The organism is Streptomyces sp. MUM 2J (assembly GCF_022414535.1).
GTDB lineage: Bacteria > Actinomycetota > Actinomycetes > Streptomycetales > Streptomycetaceae > Streptomyces.
Map to the genome: position 1 here is coordinate 137,361 of NZ_JADWYM010000010.1, position 20,035 is coordinate 157,395.

General features: G+C 73.1%; 17 protein-coding genes. 9 read left to right on the top strand and 8 right to left on the bottom strand.

Annotated elements, in window-relative coordinates; genetic code table 11:
• Positions 1–148: 148 nt before the first annotated feature.
• Positions 149–1,126, top strand: coding sequence for a tellurite resistance/C4-dicarboxylate transporter family protein (locus I3F54_RS12320; RefSeq protein WP_240118734.1), 978 nt, complete (start codon positions 149–151; stop codon positions 1,124–1,126).
• On the opposite strand, the gene I3F54_RS12325 is transcribed toward I3F54_RS12320, so the two are convergent.
• Positions 1,104–1,457 (bottom strand): hypothetical protein, encoded by a 354-nt coding sequence (locus I3F54_RS12325; protein WP_240118735.1) that lies wholly within the window; start codon positions 1,455–1,457, stop codon positions 1,104–1,106. The two genes, I3F54_RS12320 and I3F54_RS12325, sit on opposite strands and share 23 nt — an antisense overlap.
• Positions 1,458–1,791: 334 nt before the next feature.
• On the opposite strand from I3F54_RS12325, the gene I3F54_RS12330 reads away from it, so the two are divergent.
• Entirely contained in the window at positions 1,792–2,862 is a 1,071-nt protein-coding gene (locus tag I3F54_RS12330) for a C40 family peptidase (protein ID WP_240118736.1), read from the top strand.
• 119 nt (positions 2,863–2,981) lie between these two features.
• Positions 2,982–3,614, top strand: a complete 633-nt coding sequence (locus I3F54_RS12335) for a hypothetical protein (protein ID WP_240118737.1) — start codon at positions 2,982–2,984, stop codon at positions 3,612–3,614.
• Between the two features lie 162 nt (positions 3,615–3,776).
• Here I3F54_RS12335 and I3F54_RS12340 read toward each other — a convergent pair whose 3' ends face one another.
• On the bottom strand, positions 3,777–4,505 hold the full coding sequence (locus I3F54_RS12340; protein ID WP_240118738.1) for a response regulator transcription factor: 729 nt from the start codon (positions 4,503–4,505) through the stop codon (positions 3,777–3,779).
• On the bottom strand, positions 4,502–5,830 hold the full coding sequence (locus tag I3F54_RS12345; RefSeq protein WP_374205913.1) for a PspC domain-containing protein: 1,329 nt from the start codon (positions 5,828–5,830) through the stop codon (positions 4,502–4,504). Before I3F54_RS12345 ends, I3F54_RS12340 begins: the two co-directional genes overlap by 4 nt.
• 145 nt (positions 5,831–5,975) lie before the next feature.
• On the opposite strand from I3F54_RS12345, the gene I3F54_RS12350 reads away from it, so the two are divergent.
• Positions 5,976–7,436, top strand: a complete 1,461-nt coding sequence (locus tag I3F54_RS12350; RefSeq protein ID WP_240118740.1) for a PspC domain-containing protein — start codon at positions 5,976–5,978, stop codon at positions 7,434–7,436.
• Positions 7,423–7,668 carry a hypothetical protein gene (locus tag I3F54_RS12355; RefSeq protein WP_240118741.1) on the top strand — a complete coding sequence of 82 codons (246 nt, stop codon included), beginning with the start codon at positions 7,423–7,425 and terminating at the stop codon, positions 7,666–7,668. Before I3F54_RS12350 ends, I3F54_RS12355 begins: the two co-directional genes overlap by 14 nt.
• Positions 7,669–7,699: 31 nt before the next feature.
• Here the strand turns inward: I3F54_RS12355 and I3F54_RS12360 are convergent, their stop codons facing one another.
• Both I3F54_RS12360 and I3F54_RS12365 read right to left on the bottom strand, forming a co-directional pair.
• Positions 7,700–8,236 (bottom strand): DoxX family protein, encoded by a 537-nt coding sequence (locus tag I3F54_RS12360; protein WP_374205914.1) that lies wholly within the window; start codon positions 8,234–8,236, stop codon positions 7,700–7,702.
• Positions 8,237–8,598: 362 nt separating this feature from the next.
• The gene (locus I3F54_RS12365; RefSeq protein WP_240118743.1) at positions 8,599–9,879 is read right to left on the bottom strand and encodes a hypothetical protein; all 1,281 of its coding nucleotides are present in this window, start codon (positions 9,877–9,879) and stop codon (positions 8,599–8,601) included.
• Between the two features lie 265 nt (positions 9,880–10,144).
• Between I3F54_RS12365 and I3F54_RS12370 the strand changes: the two genes are divergently transcribed.
• Positions 10,145–11,038 (top strand): DUF4429 domain-containing protein, encoded by an 894-nt coding sequence (locus tag I3F54_RS12370; protein ID WP_240118744.1) that lies wholly within the window; start codon positions 10,145–10,147, stop codon positions 11,036–11,038.
• 206 nt (positions 11,039–11,244) lie between these two features.
• Positions 11,245–11,748 (top strand): pyridoxamine 5'-phosphate oxidase family protein, encoded by a 504-nt coding sequence (locus I3F54_RS12375; protein WP_240118745.1) that lies wholly within the window; start codon positions 11,245–11,247, stop codon positions 11,746–11,748.
• A gap of 18 nt (positions 11,749–11,766) precedes the next feature.
• Here the strand turns inward: I3F54_RS12375 and guaA are convergent, their stop codons facing one another.
• Entirely contained in the window at positions 11,767–13,347 is a 1,581-nt protein-coding gene (gene guaA / locus I3F54_RS12380; RefSeq protein ID WP_240118746.1) for a glutamine-hydrolyzing GMP synthase, read from the bottom strand.
• A 342-nt stretch (positions 13,348–13,689) separates the two neighbouring features.
• Between guaA and I3F54_RS12385 the strand changes: the two genes are divergently transcribed.
• Complete coding sequence (locus tag I3F54_RS12385) at positions 13,690–14,094, top strand: chorismate mutase (protein WP_240118747.1); 405 nt, start codon at positions 13,690–13,692, stop codon at positions 14,092–14,094.
• 841 nt (positions 14,095–14,935) lie between these two features.
• A complete protein-coding gene (locus tag I3F54_RS12390; RefSeq protein WP_240118748.1) occupies positions 14,936–16,015 on the top strand; it encodes an LAETG motif-containing sortase-dependent surface protein in 1,080 nt (359 codons plus the stop codon).
• A 129-nt stretch (positions 16,016–16,144) separates the two neighbouring features.
• Here I3F54_RS12390 and I3F54_RS12395 read toward each other — a convergent pair whose 3' ends face one another.
• On the bottom strand, positions 16,145–17,995 hold the full coding sequence (locus I3F54_RS12395; RefSeq protein ID WP_308373421.1) for a GMC family oxidoreductase: 1,851 nt from the start codon (positions 17,993–17,995) through the stop codon (positions 16,145–16,147).
• 29 nt (positions 17,996–18,024) lie between these two features.
• Positions 18,025–19,662, bottom strand: coding sequence for a succinic semialdehyde dehydrogenase (locus I3F54_RS12400; protein ID WP_240118749.1), 1,638 nt, complete (start codon positions 19,660–19,662; stop codon positions 18,025–18,027).
• Between the last annotated feature and the right edge of the window lie 373 nt (positions 19,663–20,035).

Here is a 20,035-nt window from a genome sequence, read left to right on the forward strand (position 1 = left end):
CGCCCGCCGGGAGCGCCGTCCGGCGCCGGTCTCCCGGTGGGCCCGCCGCGGTCCCCGTACAGCGGGGCCGTACCCGGACTTCGGGCCGGTGCGGTGAGAGCGCGTGCCGGGCGTCGCGACGCGACGAAAGCCGCCTAGCATCGGCCGCATGCCCGGCTCCCCCTCCTTCCCGCGCGCCTGGCGGGCGCGACGGTCGCCGGCGGCCGGGGCCGCCGTCATGGCGACCGCCACCCTCTCGGTCGGCCTGGACCTGGTGGGGCGCGATGTGCTGTCACGCGTCGCCCTCGCCGTGGCCGCCGTCGCCTGGCTCGCCCTGGCGGGTGACTGCGTCGTACGGCTGCTGCGGAACCCAGGCCGGTGGGAGAGGGGGACCGCGGTGCCGGCGGCGCTGACGGGCGTCGCGGCGACCACCGTGCTGGGCACGCGGATCGCGGCGCTGGAGTGGACCTCGGCCGCCGAAGCGCTGCTGGCGCTGTCGACGGTGCTCTGGGCAGGACTGCTCCCGTCGGTCTTCCGGCACCTGCCGCGGGGTATGCCGGGGTCGGTGTTCCTCGGCAGCGTGGCCACGCAGGGGCTCGCCGTGCTCGGCGCGACCGTCGCCGCGTCGGAGACGGCGGGCTGGCTCGCGCGCGCGGCGCTGGTGCTGTTCTGGATCGGGATCGTGCTCTACGGGATCGCACTCACCCGGTTCGATCTGCGGCAGGTCGCCGAGGGCGCCGGAGACCAGTGGGTGGCGACCGGCGCCCTCGCGATCTCCGCGTTCGCCGGGGCGAGGCTGCTCGACGCGAGCGGGCCGCGGTTGTACCTGTGGAACGACGACGACCGCGGCGTCCTGCGCACGGTGACGGTGGCCCTGCTGGTGCTCGGCCTGTGCTGGTACTCCGTGCTCCTCGCCGCCGAAGTGGCGCGGCCCCGGCTGAACCACGACGCGCGCCGCTGGGCCACCGTCCATCCGATGGGCATGACGGCGGTGGCGGCGCTGTCCGGCGCCGGGGCCGTCGGCCTGCCGTCCCTCGAACCCCTGGGAAGGGCGCTGCTGTGGGTGGCGGTCGTGGCGTGCCTGGCGGTCGCCACGGAGGCCGGGCGGTCCGCTGTCGCCGCCGTCAGGTCCACAGCACGGCGATGAAGACGTTCGCGGTGGTGAGCAGGCCCACGAGGCCGAACAGGCGCTTGTCCACCGTCTCCTCGTCGCGCTTCACGTAGACCAGTGCGAGGATCACGATCAGCAGGGCCAGCTTCACGCCGATCTTGATGTTGTCGACCGAGCGCCCGTCAGCCTGGTGGAGGCCGACCAGGACGACGCCGGTGACCAGCATCGTCAGCGCCCCGTGCAGCATCGCGGGGACGAAGCGGGCGGTGCCCCGGCCCATCGCCTTCATCTGCGTGAGGAAGCCGCCCAGGAGCGCGGCGATGCCGATGATGTGCAGGGCGACGAAGAGATGGATGAGTACGTCCATGAGGCCGGAGCCTAATTGCACGGTCCTCCTCGCTCGGATGCACCCCTTCCCGTCTGCTCGTGATCACGACCGATCCCCCATGGTCACCGGTGCGTCACTTCCGCACATTGCGTTACCGGACCGACACCAAGGGGCCTAGCGTCCTCCTCCAGGTGACCGGCTCCCCATAGCCGCCCGCCCAGGGGCGGCAGTCGGCCACCACCGCCGAGAAGTCCGGTGGCGGCCCGCTCCCCCGTACGGGCCGCCACCGGGCACGAGGCCGACCCCGGCGGTCGTACGCCGCCCCCGCTCACCGGCGGACGTACGTGTCGTACCGAAAGGACGTGCAGTCCACGTGGCAGAGCACCGCAAACCCCGCCGGCGCTCCCTCGGCGGCACCACGGTCCGTACCGCCGCGACGCTCGCGCTGGCGGGCGCGGCGACCGCGACCGCCTTCGAGGGCACCGGCAACGCCGAGCCGAACCCGACACCGGCACAGGTCAGGGCCCGGGTCGACAAGCTGTACCAGGAGGCCGAGGCGGCCACCGAGAAGTACAACGGAGCCAAGGAGGACGCCGAGGCCGCGCAACGGCACCTGAGGACACTGCGCGACGAGGCGGCGCGCAAGGAGGACCGGCTCAACGCGGCACGGGACGCGCTCGGTTCGATCGCCGCCGCGCAGTACCGTCGCGGCGGCCTGGCCCCGGCGGCACAACTCGCCCTCTCCGACGATCCCCGCCAGTACCTCGACAGCGCCGCCTTCGCCGAACGCGCGGGTGACCGGCAGGCGGTCGCCGTCGCCGGGGTGCGCAAGCAGGTGCGGGAGATCGAGCAACTGCGCGCGACCGCCCGCGGGGAACTGTCCACGCTCCGGTCCCGGCAGAAGGAGCTGCAGCGCCAGAAGAAGACCATCGACGGCAAGCTGGACGCCGCCCGCAGCCTGCTGGACCGGCTGAGCACCGAGGAGCGCGCCCGCTTCGGCCAGGGCTCCAGCGGACAGGGCCGCGCCTCACGCGCCGGCTCCGCGGAGCGCGGGGACCTGACGGCACCCGGGGCAGGTGGCACCGCGGCCCCCAGCTCCCGCGCCGCCGCGTCGGTCTCCTACGCGTACAGCAAGCTCGGCAGTCCGTACGTATGGGGTGCGACCGGGCCGAACGCCTTCGACTGCTCGGGCCTGGTCCAGGCGGCCTACCGGTCGGCCGGGGTGTCGCTGCCGCGGACGACCTACGCGCAGATCGACGCCGGACGGCGCGTCGCGCGCTCCGAACTCCGCCCCGGTGACCTGGTGTTCTTCTACTCGGGCATCAGCCACGTCGGCCTGTACATCGGCAACGGGCAGATGATCCACGCCCCCAACCCGTCCGCGCCGGTACGGGTCGCACCGATCGACCAGATGCCGTTCGCGGGGGCGACACGGGTGGTGTGACGGGGGCGTCCTCCCCCGCGCGGGGCGGGGCTGGGCCGTGGCATGAGCACGGCGGCGCGGTAGCGTTCGACGCCGAAGTGCCGTCTCAGCCCCGAACCTTCCGCGCTCCCGAGGTCCCGATGCCCCGCTCGCCGCTGCCGCCGCCCCCGCCGCCGCCCCACTTCCGGACGTGGCAGAACAGGGCCGCGCTGCTGGCCGACCGGTACCGTGCCCTGGAGGAACTGCGACGGCACCGCCTCGGCGTGCACCGGATCCTGCTGCTCTGGCTGCTCGCGCTCACGGCGATCATCGGCTGGGCCCTGCTCATGGTGCCGCTGGAGCAGTTCGAGGAGCACGATCCGCTCGGCTTCGTCCTCGCTCCCCTCTTCGCCCTCCTCGGTCTGGCCGCGCTCGCGCCGCCCGTCGTCGCCGTCGTCCTGGCCGTCCGCCGCGACCGGGAGGTACGCCGCCTCCTCGACGCCTGGCTCGCCCTCGACAGCCATCCCGGCACCGATGCCCGGCTCCGCTCCCCCGGCCTCAGTCTGGGCTGGCTGCTGTCCTCGCTCGGCGTCTGCGCCGCCGGCCTGTGGGCGGCCTTCGGCACTGCGGCGGGCGCCGAACCGGGCCGCACGGCCTACGCCGACGTCGCCCTCGGCATGGGTGCCGGGACGATCCTGTGGCTGACCGGACTGCTCGGCGCGGCGAACGCCGTACGGCACTACCGGTGGGCGCTGCGCGCCCTGGGGGCGACGCCGGTGCCGGAGCACCGCTAGGGACGCGACGGGGCCCGTCGGCCACTGCGCCCGCGAGCGCGCCGCGGTCGGCCGGAGCTTGAGGCGGCCGGACCACTGTCGCCCGGACCCGGAGGCGGCCGGACCGCGGGCGGCCGGACCACCAGTGGTCACTTCACCGGCGGCCGTCCGCCCCACCCGCGCTCAGACCAGGCGCCGCGCCGTCGCCCACCGGGTCAGCTCGTGCCGGTTGGACAGCTGGAGCTTCCTCAGGACCGCCGACACATGGGACTCGACGGTCTTCACGGAGATGAACAGCTGCTTGGCGATCTCCTTGTAGGCGTAACCGCGGGCGATGAGCCGCAGCACCTCGCGTTCGCGCTGCGTGAGACGGTCCAGGTCCTCGTCGACCGGCGGGGCGTCGGTCGAGGCGAAGGCGTCCAGGACGAACCCGGCCAGACGCGGGGAGAAGACGGCGTCGCCCTCCTGGACCCGGAAGATCGAGTCGACGAGGTCCGAACCCGTGATCGTCTTCGTCACGTACCCCCGCGCACCACCGCGGATCACACCGATCACGTCCTCCGCGGCGTCCGAGACCGACAGCGCGAGGAAACGCACGGGCCGCTCGGCGTCGGCCGTCAACGCGGCACAGCGACGCAGCACTTCAACACCACCGCCGCCCGGCAGATGAACATCGAGGAGGACGACCTCGGGCCGGGTCGCGGTGATGACCGTGACCGCCTGGTCGACGTCGGCCGCCTCTCCGACGACCTCCACCCCGGTCTCCTCGGTCCGGCCGATCTCGGCCTGGACGCCCGTGCGGAACATACGGTGGTCGTCGACGAGCACCACACGCACGCGCCGGCCGCCTCCCGTCGGCTCCGCGGACCGGGCCGCCTCCGCCGCGCCGTTGCCCTCGGTCGGGTCGCTCATGACGTCTTCTCCGCCCTCTCCATCTCCAGCTCGACCTCCGTGCCGCCTCCCGGCACCGAGCGCAGCCGCGCCGTGCCGCCGTTGCGCTCCATACGGCCGATGATCGATTCTCTGACACCCATGCGGTCGGCGGGTATCGAATCGAGGTCGAAGCCGGGACCGCGGTCCCGGACCGACACGAAGACGGTTCTCCCCTCGACCTCCGCGTACACCTGCACGGCGCCGCCCTCGCCACCGTACTTGGCGGCGTTCACCATCGCCTCGCGCGCGGCCTGCATCTGCGCGCCGGTCCGCTCGTCGAGCGGGCAGTCCCCGACGACCACGACCTCGATGGGCACACCGTGCTTGTCCTCGACCTCGGCGGCGTTGCGCCGGACCGCATCGGCCAGCGTGTCCGGCTCCTCGGTCTCGTCCTCGCCTGTGCCCTCCGGTTTGTAGAGCCAGGTACGCAGGTCGCGCTCCTGGGCACGGGCGAGGCGGCGCACCTCGCCGGGGTTGTCGGCGTTGCGCTGGATCAGCGTCAGCGTGTGCAGGACCGAGTCGTGGACGTGCGCCGCGACCTCCGCCCGCTCCTGGGCGCGGATGCGCATCAGGCGTTCCTCGGACAGGTCCTGCGTCATCCGGACCAGGTACGGTCCGGCGAGCAGCGTGATCCCGACCAGGACAGCCAGCGCCGCCTGGAGGACCGAACCGAGGTGGGCGGCGGATCCCTGGAGGACGAACATGCCGGAGACGCCCGCCGTGACGAGCAGGACGCCCGCGCCGGTGCGCAGCAGCGTGAGCGTACGGCGTCTGCGGCCGACCTCCACCCAGCGGGCCCGCCGGGCGTTGTCCGCCTGCCGCCAGACCAGGGCGACGCCCGCGGCCACGAGGACGGCGGGCAGCAGGTACGCACGGGCCCCACTGCCGATGTTCACGCTCCCGACGAAGATCATCGCCACGACGACCATGAGGAGCAGTGCGACGATCTGACCCTTGTCCGGCTTGCGCGCGACGAGCCGGCGCCGGCCGTCGGCGGAGGTCTCGGTGCCGACCGGGGACGACGGCCGGTGCGCCCCGACACCGCCGACGCCGAGCGGTACGAAGAACCAGAACGCCGCGTACAGCAGCGCGCCCAGGCCGTCGGCCATGAACAGGCCCACGAAGACCAGGCGTACCCAGATCACGGGCAGCCCGAGATGCCCGGCGAGCCCCCGCGCCACGCCACCGAGCCAGCGTCCGTCACTGCTGCGGTAGAGCTTGCGCGGAGGCCGAGGCTGGGTGAGGGGCGCTGCTACGGCTTCCGGCATGCCATCGATGGTCACACGGCGGTCGGGCGGGGGCATCAGGGTCCGCCCCCGAGACTCCCCTGATCTTCGGCCCGGGGGCCCGTCACCCGCCGCCCCCGGCCCGGGGTCAGGGGCCGATATCAGGGTCCGGCCAGGGTCATCCCGACTGCCGTCGCGGCGGCTCGCCCGTCACCATGGACCCATGACTGATCACCAGCACGCCGCGGACGCGGAGCCCTCCGAGGGCGCCGCACCGGACGAGGGCACCCGGCCCTCTCCGCAGGAGCCGCGCGCGCACGCGGAACCGGGCGGTACGCCCGGAGCGGTGGGAGGAAGGGGCGGCCGTCCCGGCCCGCCGGGCGCGGAGGACCCGGAGCAGCCCGGCTCCCCGCGCCCCTTCCGCCGGGACCGGGAGCACAAGATGCTGTCCGGAGTGTGCGCGGGCCTGGGCCGACACAGCGACGTGGACCCGGTGATCTTCCGGATCACGCTGGCGGTCCTCGCCGCGGCGGGCGGCATCGGCCTGATCTTCTACGGCTTCGCCTGGCTCTTCGTCCCCTACGACGACGAGGAGGAGAACGAGGTCCGCAAGCTGCTCACCGGCCGCGTCGACGGCCAGGCCCTGGCGGCCGTGCTGTTCGCGCTCGTGGGATGCGGGGTGTTCCTGTCGATGCTGAACAACGGCAGCGTGCTCACCTTCGGCGTCGTGCTCTCCCTCCTCCTCGCGGGCGCCGGCTACTGGTCGCAGCGGCGACGCGACCCCGGCCCCGACCCGATAGCCGCCCAGGCCGTGGCCGATGCCCCGCCGGAGGCCCAGGCACCGCCGGCGCCCATCTCCTACTCGTGGTGGCGCGACCCGATCGTCAAGGACGGCACGCACGTCGGCGGCACCGGCTATCTGTGGGGTCCGGGCGACGCCCGGAAGCCGGACATCACCTCGCTGATCAGCGTCGACCTCATCGGGCACGGCGGAGCCGGCGAGGGGACCCGTGAGACCCGCGCCCCGCACGCCGAGCGGCCCGGGCAGCGCGGTCCGCGCCGGGTCGGCGGCTGGGTCTTCCTGCTGGCCCTGCTCGCGGCAGCGCTCGGCACAGGCCTGACCTGGGACACGCAGCCGCTCGGCACCAGCCTGCAGACGGGGCTGGCCTGCGCGCTCCTCGTGTTCGGCGCGGGCATCGCGCTCAGCGCGTTCCTGGGGCGGACGGGCGCCGGGTCGATCGTGCTGGCGGCCATCACGGCGGGGCTGCTCGCCGGTGCGGCGGCCGTGCCCAAGGACATCGGGACGCAGTGGACACGCACCACCTGGCGGCCCGCCACGGCGGCGGACGTCCGGCCGGCGTACGACCTGGGGGCCGGCGTCGGCACCCTGGACCTGTCCGGGCTCGACCTGGCCGCGGGGAAGACGGTGTCGACCGCGGCGGACGTGGCAGTGGGCCGGGTACGGGTGATCGTGCCTGCGGACATGACGGTGAAGGCGGACATCGAGGTGGGCGTGGGGGACATCCGGTTGCCGGGCGAGGACAGCAGGGACGTGGACGTGCAACCGGGCAAGCACCGCCGGGTCACCCTGGCCCCCGCCGGGGGCACCGCGAGTTCTGGGACGCTCGATCTGGATCTGCATGTGGGACTGGGACAGGCGGAGGTGACCCGTGCTGCGTCATGAGTTCCAGCCCGGCCGGTTCGTCGCCGGTGCCTTCCTCACCGCCGCGGGCGTGCTCTACGCCGGCGACGCGGGAGGGGCGTGGGAGATTCCCTGGTTCACGCTGATCCCCCTCGTCGTCGGCGGGCTCTGCCTGGCCGGAGCGGTGGGCGCCACCGGACGGGCGGCACGAAGACGCCGCCTCGGCGACCGGACAGGCCACGGAGGCGGAACCCGGACCGGCCCGGCCGGCTGACCGGGCCGCCGCCGGGCACCCCGGGCGGAGGTCACCGCGCCCAGGACGGCCCCGGTCCGCTGTGGCTCCCGCCTCGCCGACGGGCCCGCAGCATCGCGTCCGCGGAGAGGACGGGCGCGCCGGCGAGGACCAGCGGGAGCCAGGCCATGAGGTAGATGAGATCGTTGCCGTAGTAGTAGGGCTCGGTCGCCCAGCTCACCGTCAGCCACAGGCTGAGGGAGATGAGTGCACCACCGAGTGCCGCGACCCGGGTGAGCAGACCGATCAGGGTGCCCAGGCCGACGGCGAGTTCACCGAGGGCGATGGCGTAGCCGAACCCCGTGGGGCTCTTCAGCGCCAGGTCGACCAGGGCCGGGATGGCCGAGGAGTCGCGGACGGACCGCATCGTGTCCCCGATGGAGCCGGCGCCGGAGGCCTGCATGAACGCACTGTCGGTGAGCTTGTCCAGGCCGGCGTAGACGAAGGTCACACCGAGGAAGACGCGGAGGGGGAGCAACGCGTAGCGGGACGCGGCGTCCCGCCAGTCGCCGCGCTCGTCGAGACGGAGGGTGTGCGTGCCCGTTCGCATGCCGTGACCCATCGCTCCCAGCCGCCTCTCGCCCGCAGTGAGGTCTCCGATACCTGACGATACGTACGAAAAGCGAGACGTGTTCAGTCGGGGACACGACCAGGACCTCCGCCACGAGCGACGGGCGCTGGGGCAGGGGCCCACGGGCGGGTGGCCGCGGATAGGGATCCGGTCAGCGGTGCCCCGGGACGGGGCACCGCGTCGCGGCCCGGCGGCCTATGGCCCATGGCCCAGGACCGGGCCGCCCGGGTGGCCGGTGGCCCAGGGGCGGGGCTGGTAGCCGAAGGACACGGGCCCGGCGACCCGTGACCGGTCGGCGATGCCCCAGAGCGAGGGCCAGGACGTGGAGGGCGGTGCTCCGGTCACTCCGTCACGTCGATCGTGTACCGGTTGGTCTCCACCCCGGCCGCTGTCACGACCTGCACCTCCATCCGGCCGGGCTCCACGTCGGCGGGGACGGGCACGGTGAGGAGGCTGTCGGTGGGATTGCGGAAACCGCCGGCAACCGGGACCAGGGGGACATGGACGTGGACGGGCCCGATGCGAACCGCCATCCGCGACAGCCGGTCGGCGCCGTCCGCACCCGGCGGGACGAAACCGGCGCCGCGGATCTCGATGTCGTCGCCGGTGCGGATCGGCGCATCGAGGTCACCGGCCTCGCGGGCCCGGAGGACGGAGAGGATCACCGGCCGGCCGCCCTCCGCGTACTTGCCGGCGAGGTAGGTCGCCGCCGAGATCAGCACCACCACCGCCGGCCCCCACGGCAGGTCGGGCAACTGGTCCGGGCGGCGGGCCAGGCGCACCGCGGCGAAGACCAGCACCACCGCGCTGATCACGACGTACTGGATGTCGGCGAAGGTGCCGCGACCGGCGTCGTCCGTCAGCAGGTCGGCCGCCCTGGGCCGGTCGGCGTGGACCTTCTGCAGGCGCTGCGCCGACACGCGCAACCCCACGACGCGCCGCACCAGCACCGCGATCCCGCACACGACGGCGAGCACGGTCACCACCCCTGCGCCACGGGCGAGTGCGAGTCCGGAGATCAGCGCGTCCCGGTCACCGGGCGCGGAGGCGGCCGCGAGGCGGCCGACGAGGACGAGCACCGCGTAGGCGAGGAAGAGGACCCAGGCGGCGGCCACCGCACGGGACGTCGACAGGCGGTTGTCCTCGCCGATGACGGGCGCGAGGGCGCCACCCCGCGCCCGGTGGAACCAGGCGGCGGCGGTCAGCACGCCGGCGGCCACGAGCGCCGCGGCGAGTCCTGCGGTGCGGGCGGCGGTCCAGCCGGCGCCGATCGCCGTGAGCGCCTGCCCCAGCAGGAGCAGGACGACACCCGACCACACCACGGCCGCGGTTCGGCGCCACAGCCGGATCAGCCATGCCTCGCCCTCGGCACGACTGCGTTCGGCGACGGCCTGCGCGGACTGGGCCAGTTCCTCGGAGACCCACTGGCGGGAGGCGGAGGCCGAGTGGGCCACCGCCGCCGGAAGGCCCTTGCCTGCGGCGAACTCGTCTCGCTTGAGGAGGAATTCGGCCACCGCCCGGCGGTGTCCCTCCCGCGCCCCGTGCGGGCATCCCCCACAGGTGCAGCCACCCGTGTGGGCACCCGCCGCCCCCACGGCCCCTCTCGCCTCCTGCACCGCCACGCCGACGCCCGCCCTTCCCCACGATCCTCACGGCCCTCACGGCCGATCCACGGTCCGGCGGTCGTGCCGCCGGTCCACGCCCTGCGCCGCCGGCGGTCCGCGTCCCGGTCCGGCCGGGCAGGCGCGGACCGCCGGCGGGCCGCCCGGCAACTCCCCAATGACAGAAGCGAATTGTGCCCTACCCGACACGCACCGTGTCCGGCAGGTCCGTCAGGCGGGAGTGAAGAGCGGTCCGCCGTGTTGACCCGGCTGCGAGAATTTCCGTATGGCCGAGATCATCCAGCGCGACGGGACCTGGGCCTTCGACGGCACAACGGTCAGGATCACGCCGGGACTCCACCGTTCCGTACCGCTGTTCCGGCAGACGTTCGGGGAGATCGCCGTCCCGCTGAACGCCGTCGCGGGCGTCGTCTACGAGCCGGAACGCAAGCGGGGGCGCCTGCGGATGAGTCTGCGGGAGGGCGCCGACCCGCTCCTGCAGGCGACCGGTGGCAGACTGCCGTACGCGGCGGATCCGTACCGGTTGGCCGTGGACACCGACCGGTCGGGGGTCGCCGAGTACGTCGCCGAGGAGATCCGCCGCGCACTGCTGCTCGACCGGATCCCGAAGGAACCGGCGAAGGCCTATCTGCTGCCCGGCCCTCCGGTGCCGGTGTCGGTGCGCTCCTCCGACGGCACGGTCTCCTTCGACGGCGGCCAGGTCCGCATCGACTGGGCCGACACTTCCGACCGCGTCAAACGGGCGACCGGACCGAGGATCATCGCCATCGGCGATCTGGTGCAGGTCGAGTGGCTGCCCAACTCCGGCTACGAGGAGGGCTTCCTGCGGTTCGTGACACGGGAGACGGTGTTCTCCAAGCTGCCGCCCGAGAAGGACCCCTACGCCCTGGATCTGTGGGGCAGCACACGCCGTGACCTGCTGACCGCGCTGGTCGCGACGGCGGTCACGGCGCGGTTGCCGCACCCGTCCACCCGCACCGGCGGGGAGTGGGCCACACGGGGCCGGTCGCCGGACGCGCCCACCGTGCCGCCCCCCTCCGACCACCACGACGTACTGCTGCGCCGGCTGCGCGAGTTGGGCGAGCTGCACCGGGACGGCGTGCTCACGGACGAGGAGTTCGCGAGGACGAAGGCCGCGGTGCTCCGCAGCTTCGCCTGAGCCGCCCAGGGTGCCGCCCCGCTCCGCCCCGTTCCCCCGGCCGCCCCGCATCCGCGCCGCCCCGCTCCGCCGGTCCAAGGGCACCGCTCCTCCGGCACCCGGCTCGGTTGCGGTGCGGGCCGGAAGGTGCCGCCGGTCAGTCGCCGGAGAACGGGCCCTGCCGAAACACGACGGAGGATGTCGGGTTTCGGGGTGACACTCGACCCATGGAAACGACTCGCCCCACGGCAGTGAACTGGGAGACCTTCGCGACCGCCGAGCCCGGCCTGGCCGGGACCGTCGAAGAGCGCTTCGGCGCCTTCACCCACCATGTCCTGGCCACCGTCCGCAGGGACGGCTCGCCCCGTACCTCGGGCCTGGAGGTCCGGTTCCTGGCCGGAGAGCTGTGGCTCGGGATGATGCCGGACTCGCTCAAGGCACTCGACCTGCGGCGCGACGCGCGCTTCGCGCTCCAGGCGAACCCGGGTTCCGGCACCGGCATGGGCGGCGGGGACGTGCGCGTCGCGGGCCGGGCGATCGAGGTGATGGACCCGGACGCGAAGAGGGCGTACGGGAAAGCGTACGGGAAAGAGGCGGAACCGCCGAAGCCGTTCCACCTCTTCCGCACCGAGCTGACAGAGGTCGTGCGGACCTACGTCGAGGACGACCGCTTCCTGGTCGTCGAGGTCTGGAAGCCCGGAGAGCCGGTGCGGACCTTCAAGCGGACCTGACCCTCACGTGCCGCGGGATCACTCCCACTCGATGGTGCCCGGGGGCTTGGAGGTGACGTCGAGGACGACGCGGTTGACGTCCTTCACCTCGTTGGTGATCCGGGTGGAGATGCGGGCGAGGACGTCGTACGGCAGCCGCGACCAGTCGGCGGTCATGGCGTCCTCGGACGACACGGGCCGCAGGACGATCGGGTGGCCGTAGGTACGGCCGTCGCCCTGGACGCCCACGGAGCGGACGTCGGCCAGCAGGACCACCGGGCACTGCCAGATGTCACGGTCGAGGCCCGCCGCGGTCAGCTCCTCGCGGGCGACGGCGTCGGCGTCACGGAGCAGGTCGAGCCGCTCCTTGGTGACCTCGCCGACGATGCGGATGCCCAGGCCCGGCCCGGGGAAGGGCTGGCGCTGGACGATCTCCTCCGGCAGGCCCAGCTCCTGGCCGACCATGCGGACCTCGTCCTTGAACAGCTTGCGCAGCGGCTCGATCAGCCGGAACTCAAGGTCCTCCGGCAGGCCGCCCACGTTGTGGTGGGACTTGATGTTGGCGGTGCCCGTGCCGCCGCCGGACTCGACGACGTCCGGGTAGAGCGTGCCCTGCACCAGGAACTCGACCGCCGGACCCTCGTCGGCGATGATCTCGGCCTGCGCCTGCTCGAAGACGCGGATGAACTCCCGGCCGATGATCTTCCGCTTCTCCTCGGGGTCGGTGACCCCCTTGAGGGCGTCGAGGAAGCGCTGCTCCGCGTCCACGACCTTCAGCTGCACGCCGGTGGCGGCGACGAAGTCCTTCTCGACCTGCTCGGTCTCGCCCTTGCGCATCAGGCCGTGGTCGACGTACACGCACGTCAGCTGGGAGCCGATGGCCTTCTGGACGAGCGCGGCGGCCACGGCGGAGTCGACGCCGCCGGAGAGGCCGCAGATGGCGCGCTTGTCGCCGACGAGGCCGCGGATCGCCTCGACCTGCTCCTCGATGACGTTGCCGGTGGTCCAGTCCGGCTTCAGTCCGGCGCCGCGGTAGAGGAAGTGCTCCAGCACCTGCTGACCGTGCGTGGAGTGCATGACCTCGGGGTGGTGCTGGACGCCGTACAGCCTCTTGTCGTCGTTCTCGAAGGCGGCGACCGGGACGACGTCCGTGGAGGCCGTCACGGTGAAGCCCTCGGGCGCGGCGGAGCAGGCGTCCCCGTGCGACATCCACACGGCCTGCTCGGCCGGGGTGCCCTCGAAGAGGGTCGAGGACGACCTGGACACGTGCAGGTCCGTACGGCCGTACTCGCGCGCACCGGTGTTGTCCACGGTGCCGCCGAGGGCCTGCGCCATCAGCTGGAAGCCGTAGCACATGCCGAAGACGGGGACGCCCGCCTCGAAGAGGCGGCGGTCGAGGCGGGGAGCACCCTCCTCGTACACGGACGAGGGCCCGCCGGACAGGATGATCGCCGCCGGGTTCCTGGCGAGCATCTCGGCCACCGGCATGGTGCTGGGGACGATCTCGCTGTAGACCCGGGCCTCACGGACGCGACGGGCGATGAGCTGGGCATACTGCGCGCCGAAGTCGACGACCAGGACGGTGTCGGGGGCGGCGGCAGCGGGGGTCGCTGATGACACGGGAGCCTTCCGGCGGTGGGGCGGGGTCGTACGTGCTGGCCAATTCTACCGAGGCGGCCGGGGGACACGGCCCCTGCCGCCGGGCGAGCGGGCCGACGGGCGCGCGTCTCATCATCCGAACCGGGTTGGACACCCCGTGGCGGCGCGGCATACTGGCGGCATGCTCCAGCACGTGACGTACGTCTTTACCTATGGCACCCGGCCCGCCGGCTGCCGTGGTCGTGCTGCTTGAGCAACTGATCGAGCGACTTCCCAGGCGCCCCGGGCCGAACAGGTCCGGGGCGCCTGGCGTGCGCGGACCTTGCCGCTCCGGGGCACCTCCTTCGGACGAGGAGCCCAGAGATGACCGCCACCGCCGCGGAGAAGACCGGCGCCACCGAGCGCCCCAAGCCCCACAAGCCCCATGAGTGCACGGACGACACGCAGGGGACCGGCACCCCCGAGAGGGCCGGCACCGGGGAGAAGACGGGCACCGTGGAGAAGACGGGCGCGCGTACGGCCGAGGGCGCCGGCGTGATCACCGGTGCGCGTGAACGCATCGACGCGCTCGACGACCGGATCATCGGCCTGATCCAGGAGCGGACGGCCGTGTCCGCGGTGATCCAGGAGGCGCGGATCGCCTCCGGCGGCCGGCGGGTGAACCTCTCCCGCGAGATGGAGGTCCTCGCCCGCTACCGCGAGGCCCTGGGCAAGCCGGGTACGGCCCTGGCGATGACGCTGCTCGAACTGTGCCGGGGTCGCATCTGAGTTCGCATCCCCTCTCACCCGTACGGCGCGTGACCGCCTCCGGGCGCCTTCGTTGGTACCGATGTCCGTGCCATCCAGGGGCGGGCCCGAAAGAACCACGCGTGGCTCACTGGAGCGGTGAGGCGTACGGATCGTGCTGTGCGTCGTGGGACCTCGCTCCAGCAAGTGACCGGACGGCAGGGGACAGCAGCCCGGTCACCCAAGAGAACGGTCGGCTCCGGGGACGCCCGGGGCCGATCGGCGGGAACGTGCACATATGCATGAAGTCCGGGTCGAACGGTTGCGGAGGCCGCCTTCGTCCCGCACGATACCCGGCAGGCCCAAGTCCCCTCGTACACAACTTCATTGCCTGGTGGGCCCGGTCTCCGCGACCCGGCTGCCCGAGATCGGGACCGTCGGAGCGGACCCCAGGCACGGCCACCCAGCGGCGCAACCCCCCGGCGCCGCTTCCCCGGCACCGGCGCTGCCCTGACGCCGGTGCTGACGAAAGAAGGGCCCCGCGGCGAGCTCCCGCGGGGCCCTTCGCATGCCGCCCCGACGGCCGCCGCCCGCAGGACGCCTCCGCCCTCCATCCTCCACCCTCCGCCCTGCGCCCCGCGCCGCCCGTACCCGGCGCACCGCGAGCCGTGTGCCGTGAGCCGCCGCCCGGAGGCGAGAACGGGCCGGAACACCGGCCGCGCAAGAGTGGCGTGGATCACATAAAGATCGTGTGAGCCTCGCACAACCCTTCATCGGCGCCACGAATCAAACCCCCTGAATCCAGGGACTCTTCAGCGCCGCCACGCCGGTCCCTCCACCTGCCGGACCACACCCGGACCACACTGGACTGCTTGAGGTCTTCATGAAGCTTCGCCGTGCCATGGCCCTTGCGGCCGCGACGGCTGTGATCTCCCCGGTCGCGCTGCTGGCGGCGCCCACCGCCTTCGCCACTCAGGGCAGCGCGTCCTCCTCGCCGAGCGCCACCGCCTCCAGGAGCGCGGACGCGTCCGCCTCGGCGACCACCCCGGAGAACGAGAGCACCGCCTCCGCCTCCGCCTCGGCCCCCGACTCGGACGCGTACGCCGAGTCCTCGTCCGCGGCCTCCGCGTCGTCCTCGCCGTCGGCGTCCCCCTCGACCTCTGCCTCTGCCTCCACCTCGACCTCCGCATCGGCCTCGGCCTCCGCCTCGCCGACCGGGTCCGCCGCCGACGGCGACGCGGCCTTCGATCCGTACTCCGACTGCGAGACCTTCGATCTCGACGAGAAGCTCACCGCCACGATCTCCGGGCTGCCGAACAAGATCGTCGCCGGTTCGGGCTGGCACGCGTTCCGGTTCGTCGTCGAGAACGACTCGGACCGGGACCTGGAGAACGTGTGGATCAACGCGTTCACCGAGTACAGCGACGATCTGGATGCCTCCCTCTACACCGACCTGGCCCGCATCCAGGTCAGGGAGGACGGCAAGTGGACCGACGCCTACCAGGAGACCCTCGGGGGTGGGGGCGACGGCACGGTGAACTTCTCCGGTTCCTTCGTCGCCCTGCTCGACTCCCTTGAGAAGGGCAGCTCCGCCACGCTCGACCTCCGGATCCAGGTCAGCTCCAAGGCCCCGGCGGGCTCCGCGGTCGCGCTGAGCGAGGCCGTCTACGCCGGCAAGGGCTCCTCCTGCTACGGCAACGGCGACTCGTACGACGTCACGGTGCTCTCCGCCGGCAGCCAGGCGGGCGACGTCGACGACGCCGAGCCGAGCGGCGAGAAGCCCACCACCCCCGCGCAGGACGTGAAGCCGCAGGGCGCGGCCAGGCCGATCACCGGCAACCTCGCCGAGACCGGCTCCAGTTCGGCCCTGCCCGTGATCGGTCTCGTCGGCGGCGCCGCCGTCGCCGCCGGAGCGGGTGCGCTCTTCCTGGTACGCCGCCGCAGGTCCGGCGCCCGGGCGTGAGCACGGCCGTCCGGGGGCTCGGTGAGCTTCCGTACGGCCGTCCGTGGAGGTGAAGGGACCTGCGCTCGGAGGGGGGCGCGGGTCCCTTTGCCGTTCCGGACGCGCGGGGCCCCCGGACCCCGGCCCGCGCTAGTCGTGCTGCTGCTTCGGCGGTACGGCCGGGATGCCCAGGAAAGGCAGCCGGAGCGCGCCGAAGGCGTCCTGGGGCACCGCCGGATGCCTCGGCTCCACCGGGTCCAGGCGGGCGTAGGCCGCCGTCTGCGACGGACGCGGGTCCTCTTCGCCCTTGTTCGGCCAGAACGACATCGCCCGCTCCGCCTGGGCGGTGATCGTCAGAGAGGGGTTCACGCCCAGGTTCGCCGACACGGCCGCGCCGTCCACCACCGAGATGCCGGGGTGGCCGTACAGGCGGTGGTACGGGTCGATCACACCGGTCTCCGAGGACGCCCCGATCGGGCAGCCGCCCAGGAAGTGGGCCGTCAGAGGGGTGCCCATCAGCTCACCCACGTTCGAGCCGGCGAAGCCGTCGATCTCGGCCGCGAGGGCGGCGGCACCGTCGGACGCGGCCTTGATCTGCTTGGGGTTGGGCGCGCCGTGCCCCTGACGCGCCGTCAGCAGGCCCTTGCCGACCCCGTCGGGCTTCAGGTAGGTGGTCAGGGAGTTGTCCAGGGACTGCATCACCAGACCGATGATGGTCCGCTCCGACCAGCGGCGGTTGGAGAGGGACCGCAGGACCAGCAGGGGATGCCTCGCCGCGTTGCCCAGCCAGGCCCGGACGCGTGAGCCGCCCGGCGCGTACGGGACCTGGAGGATGGACAGGCCGCCCATCGAGTTGGACCCCTTGCCGTAGCGGACCGGCTCGATGTGGGTGTTCTCGTCGGGGTGGACGGAGGACGTGATGGCCACGCCCCGGGTGAAGTCCGCTCTCGGCTCGCCCGTCGCCCTGCGGTAGCGGCGGTTGTCCGTCTGTGCTCCGACCAGGGCCTCCGAGTTGGTGCGGGTCAGCTCGCCCAGCCGCGACGACAGGTACGGCAGCTGGCCACCCGCCTTCATCCGGTGCAGCAGGGTCTGGGTGCCGTAGGTGCCCGCCGCCAGGACGACCCTGCGGGCCGTGAACGTCCGGCCCCGCGTCGTGCGGCGGTTGTCCGTCGGGAGGGTCGCCACGGCGTAGCCTCCGCGCGAGTTGGTCGTCACCGACACGACCGTCGTCATGGGGTGCACGACCGCGCCCGCCTTCTCGGCGAGGTAGAGGTAGTTCTCGTTCAGGGTGTTCTTCGCGCCGTGGCGGCAGCCCGTCATGCACTCGCCGCACTCGGTGCACGCCCGGCGGGCGGGGCCCGCACCGCCGAAGTACGGGTCGGGCACCTGCTCGCCCGGCCCGGCCGTCGCCGCACCGTCCGCGTCCCGGCCGTCGCCGAAGAAGACCCCGACCGGCGCCATGTGGAAGGTGTCGCCGACGCCCATCCTCTGCGCCGCCGCCTTCAGGTGGACGTCGGAGGGGGTCATGGTGGGGTTCAGGCGTACGCCGAGCATGCGGCGGGCCTGGTCGTAGTAGGGCCGGAGCTCCTCCTGCCAGTCGGTGATCTCCCGCCACTGGGGGTCGTCGAAGAAGGCCTTCGGCGGCACGTAGAGGGTGTTCGCGTAGTTCAGCGAGCCGCCGCCGACCCCGGCACCGGCCAGGACCATGACGTTGCCCAGCAGGTGGATGCGCTGGATGCCGTACATGCCGAGCCGGGGCGCCCAGAGGTAGTTCCTCAGGTCCCAGGAGTTGCGCGGGAGCGACTCGCGGGTGAAGCGGCGGCCGGCCTCCAGGACGCCCACCCGGTAGCCCTTCTCCGTCAGGCGGAGGGCGGACACCGAACCGCCGAACCCCGACCCGACGACGAGGACGTCGTAGTCGTAGCCGTCCTCGCACCCGTCCTCGTCCCGGTGGTCGTGCGCCTGCTCGTGCTCGGTGGGGACGGACTTCTCCTGCGCCACGTGCTCTCCTCGTCGGGAACGGTCGGGGGCTAGCGGAACCGGAACGCCTTCATCAGGCGCAGGCTCCGGCTCATGAACGCCGCGTACTTCTCGTCGTCCATCCCGAGGGACGGCGCCATCGGCAGCAGTCGCTGGTGCGCCACCGTCTGCGCCTCCGTGTACTTGAGGATGCCCTCGGAGCCGTGCCGGCGACCGAGGCCGGAGTCCTTCATGCCGCCCATGGGGGACTGGGCACTGCCGTAGGCGGGGGCGTAGCCCTCGTTGACGTTGACCGTGCCGGTGCGCAGGCGGGCCGCGACCTCCCGGCCGCGGCGGGCGTCCTTCGTCCAGACCGAGGCGTTCAGGCCGTACGGCGTGGCGTTGGCCCGGGTGATCGCCTCCTCCTCCGTCGTGAAGCGGTAGACCGACACGACCGGCCCGAAGGTCTCCTCGGTGCACACCGCCATCGGCTCGGTGACACCGTCGAGGATCGTCGGCTCGAAGAAGTACGGGCCGGCGTCCGGGCGCGCCACTCCGCCGGCCACCACCGTGGCGCCCTTGGCCACGGCCTCCTCCACGTGCCGCTTCACCGTCTCCAGCTGGCGCTCTCCGACCAGGGACCCCATGTCGGCGCCGTAGGCGAGGGAGGCACCGAGCCGCATGGCCCGCGTGCGGGCGGCGAAGCGGTCGAGGAAGGCGTCCGCGACGGACTCGTGGACGAACAGCCGCTCGATGGAGATGCACAGCTGCCCGGCGGAGGAGAAGCAGGCGCGCACCGCGCCCGCGGCGGCCTTGTCGACGTCCGCGTCCTCCAGCACCAACATGGCGTTCTTACCGCCGAGTTCGAGGGAGACGCCGACCAGGCGGGCGGCGGCGCGCTCGGCGACCTCGCGGCCGGTGCGGGTGGAGCCGGTGAAGGAGACGTAGTCGGCGTGCCGGACGATCTCGGGGCCGACGACGGGGCCGTCGCCGATGACGACCTGGAAGACCCCGGCCGGCAGGCCCGCCTCGATCAGCAGGTCCCGCGCCCACAGCGCGGTCAGGCAGGTCTCGGTGTCGGGCTTCATCACGACCGCGTTGCCCGCGGCGAACGCGGGGAGCGCGTCGCCCACCGACAGCTCCAGCGGGTAGTTCCAGGGGGCGATCTCGCCGACGACGCCGCGCGGGTGGCGCAGCTCGGTGACCTTCGTCAGCGCGGGGACGGCACCGGTGTGCCGCTTCGGCCTCAGGTAGGCGGGGGCCCGGCGGCCGTAGTGGCGGGCCGCGACGGCGACGGCCTGGACCTCCTCGTGCGCGTGCAGGCGGGCCTTGCCGGTCTCCAGCTGGATCAGGTCCAGGATCTCGGCCTGCCGTTCGAGCACCAGGTCGTGGAAGCGGAGGAGGACCGCGGCGCGCCGGCGCACCGGCGTCTGCGCCCACAGGGCCTGCGCGGAGCGGGCGGCCTCGAAGGCCCGGGCCACGTCCTCGGGGGTGGACTCGGGCAGGTCGGCGAGCTTCTCGCCGGTGAACGGGGTGTGGTTGGCGGTCCGGCCGGAGCCGACGACGTCCTTGGTGAGCTGGGCCACCAGCTGGGGGGTCACCACGTCGGCAGCGGTACGGGCGCCCGCCGGGGAGGGGGCGAGAGGGTTGGTGCCGGTCGTCTCGGCAACACCGAGGCCGGACTTCTCCGGGGCCTGCGAGTCCGTCATGAGCGGCAGCGTATGCCCGAGCGACGGCTTTGTGTACCCGCCGGTAATCCAGATTCACCCGGCACCCACATCACGCCAGCAGTCACTGGCAACAAATACGCTGATCAGGCCCTTGTTCGACGGTGATCACGAGTAGTTCGATCCGCACCTATCCTTTCGCCCACCCCAGGGCGGCGCGCAGTGCCGTCATCGGGGCGAGCCGGCGCCTTTCACCGGATTCCGGGCCCGTCGCACTCGGGGACCGGGGGTCCGAGTGCGCAGCCGGCGGACCCGCCTCCGACGGCCCACCCACCGCGGCCGACCCCGCCGCGGCGGCCGACCGGACCGACGGCGGCGTCACGCGGGTGGGGGCCGACCGGCCCGCCGCCGGCGC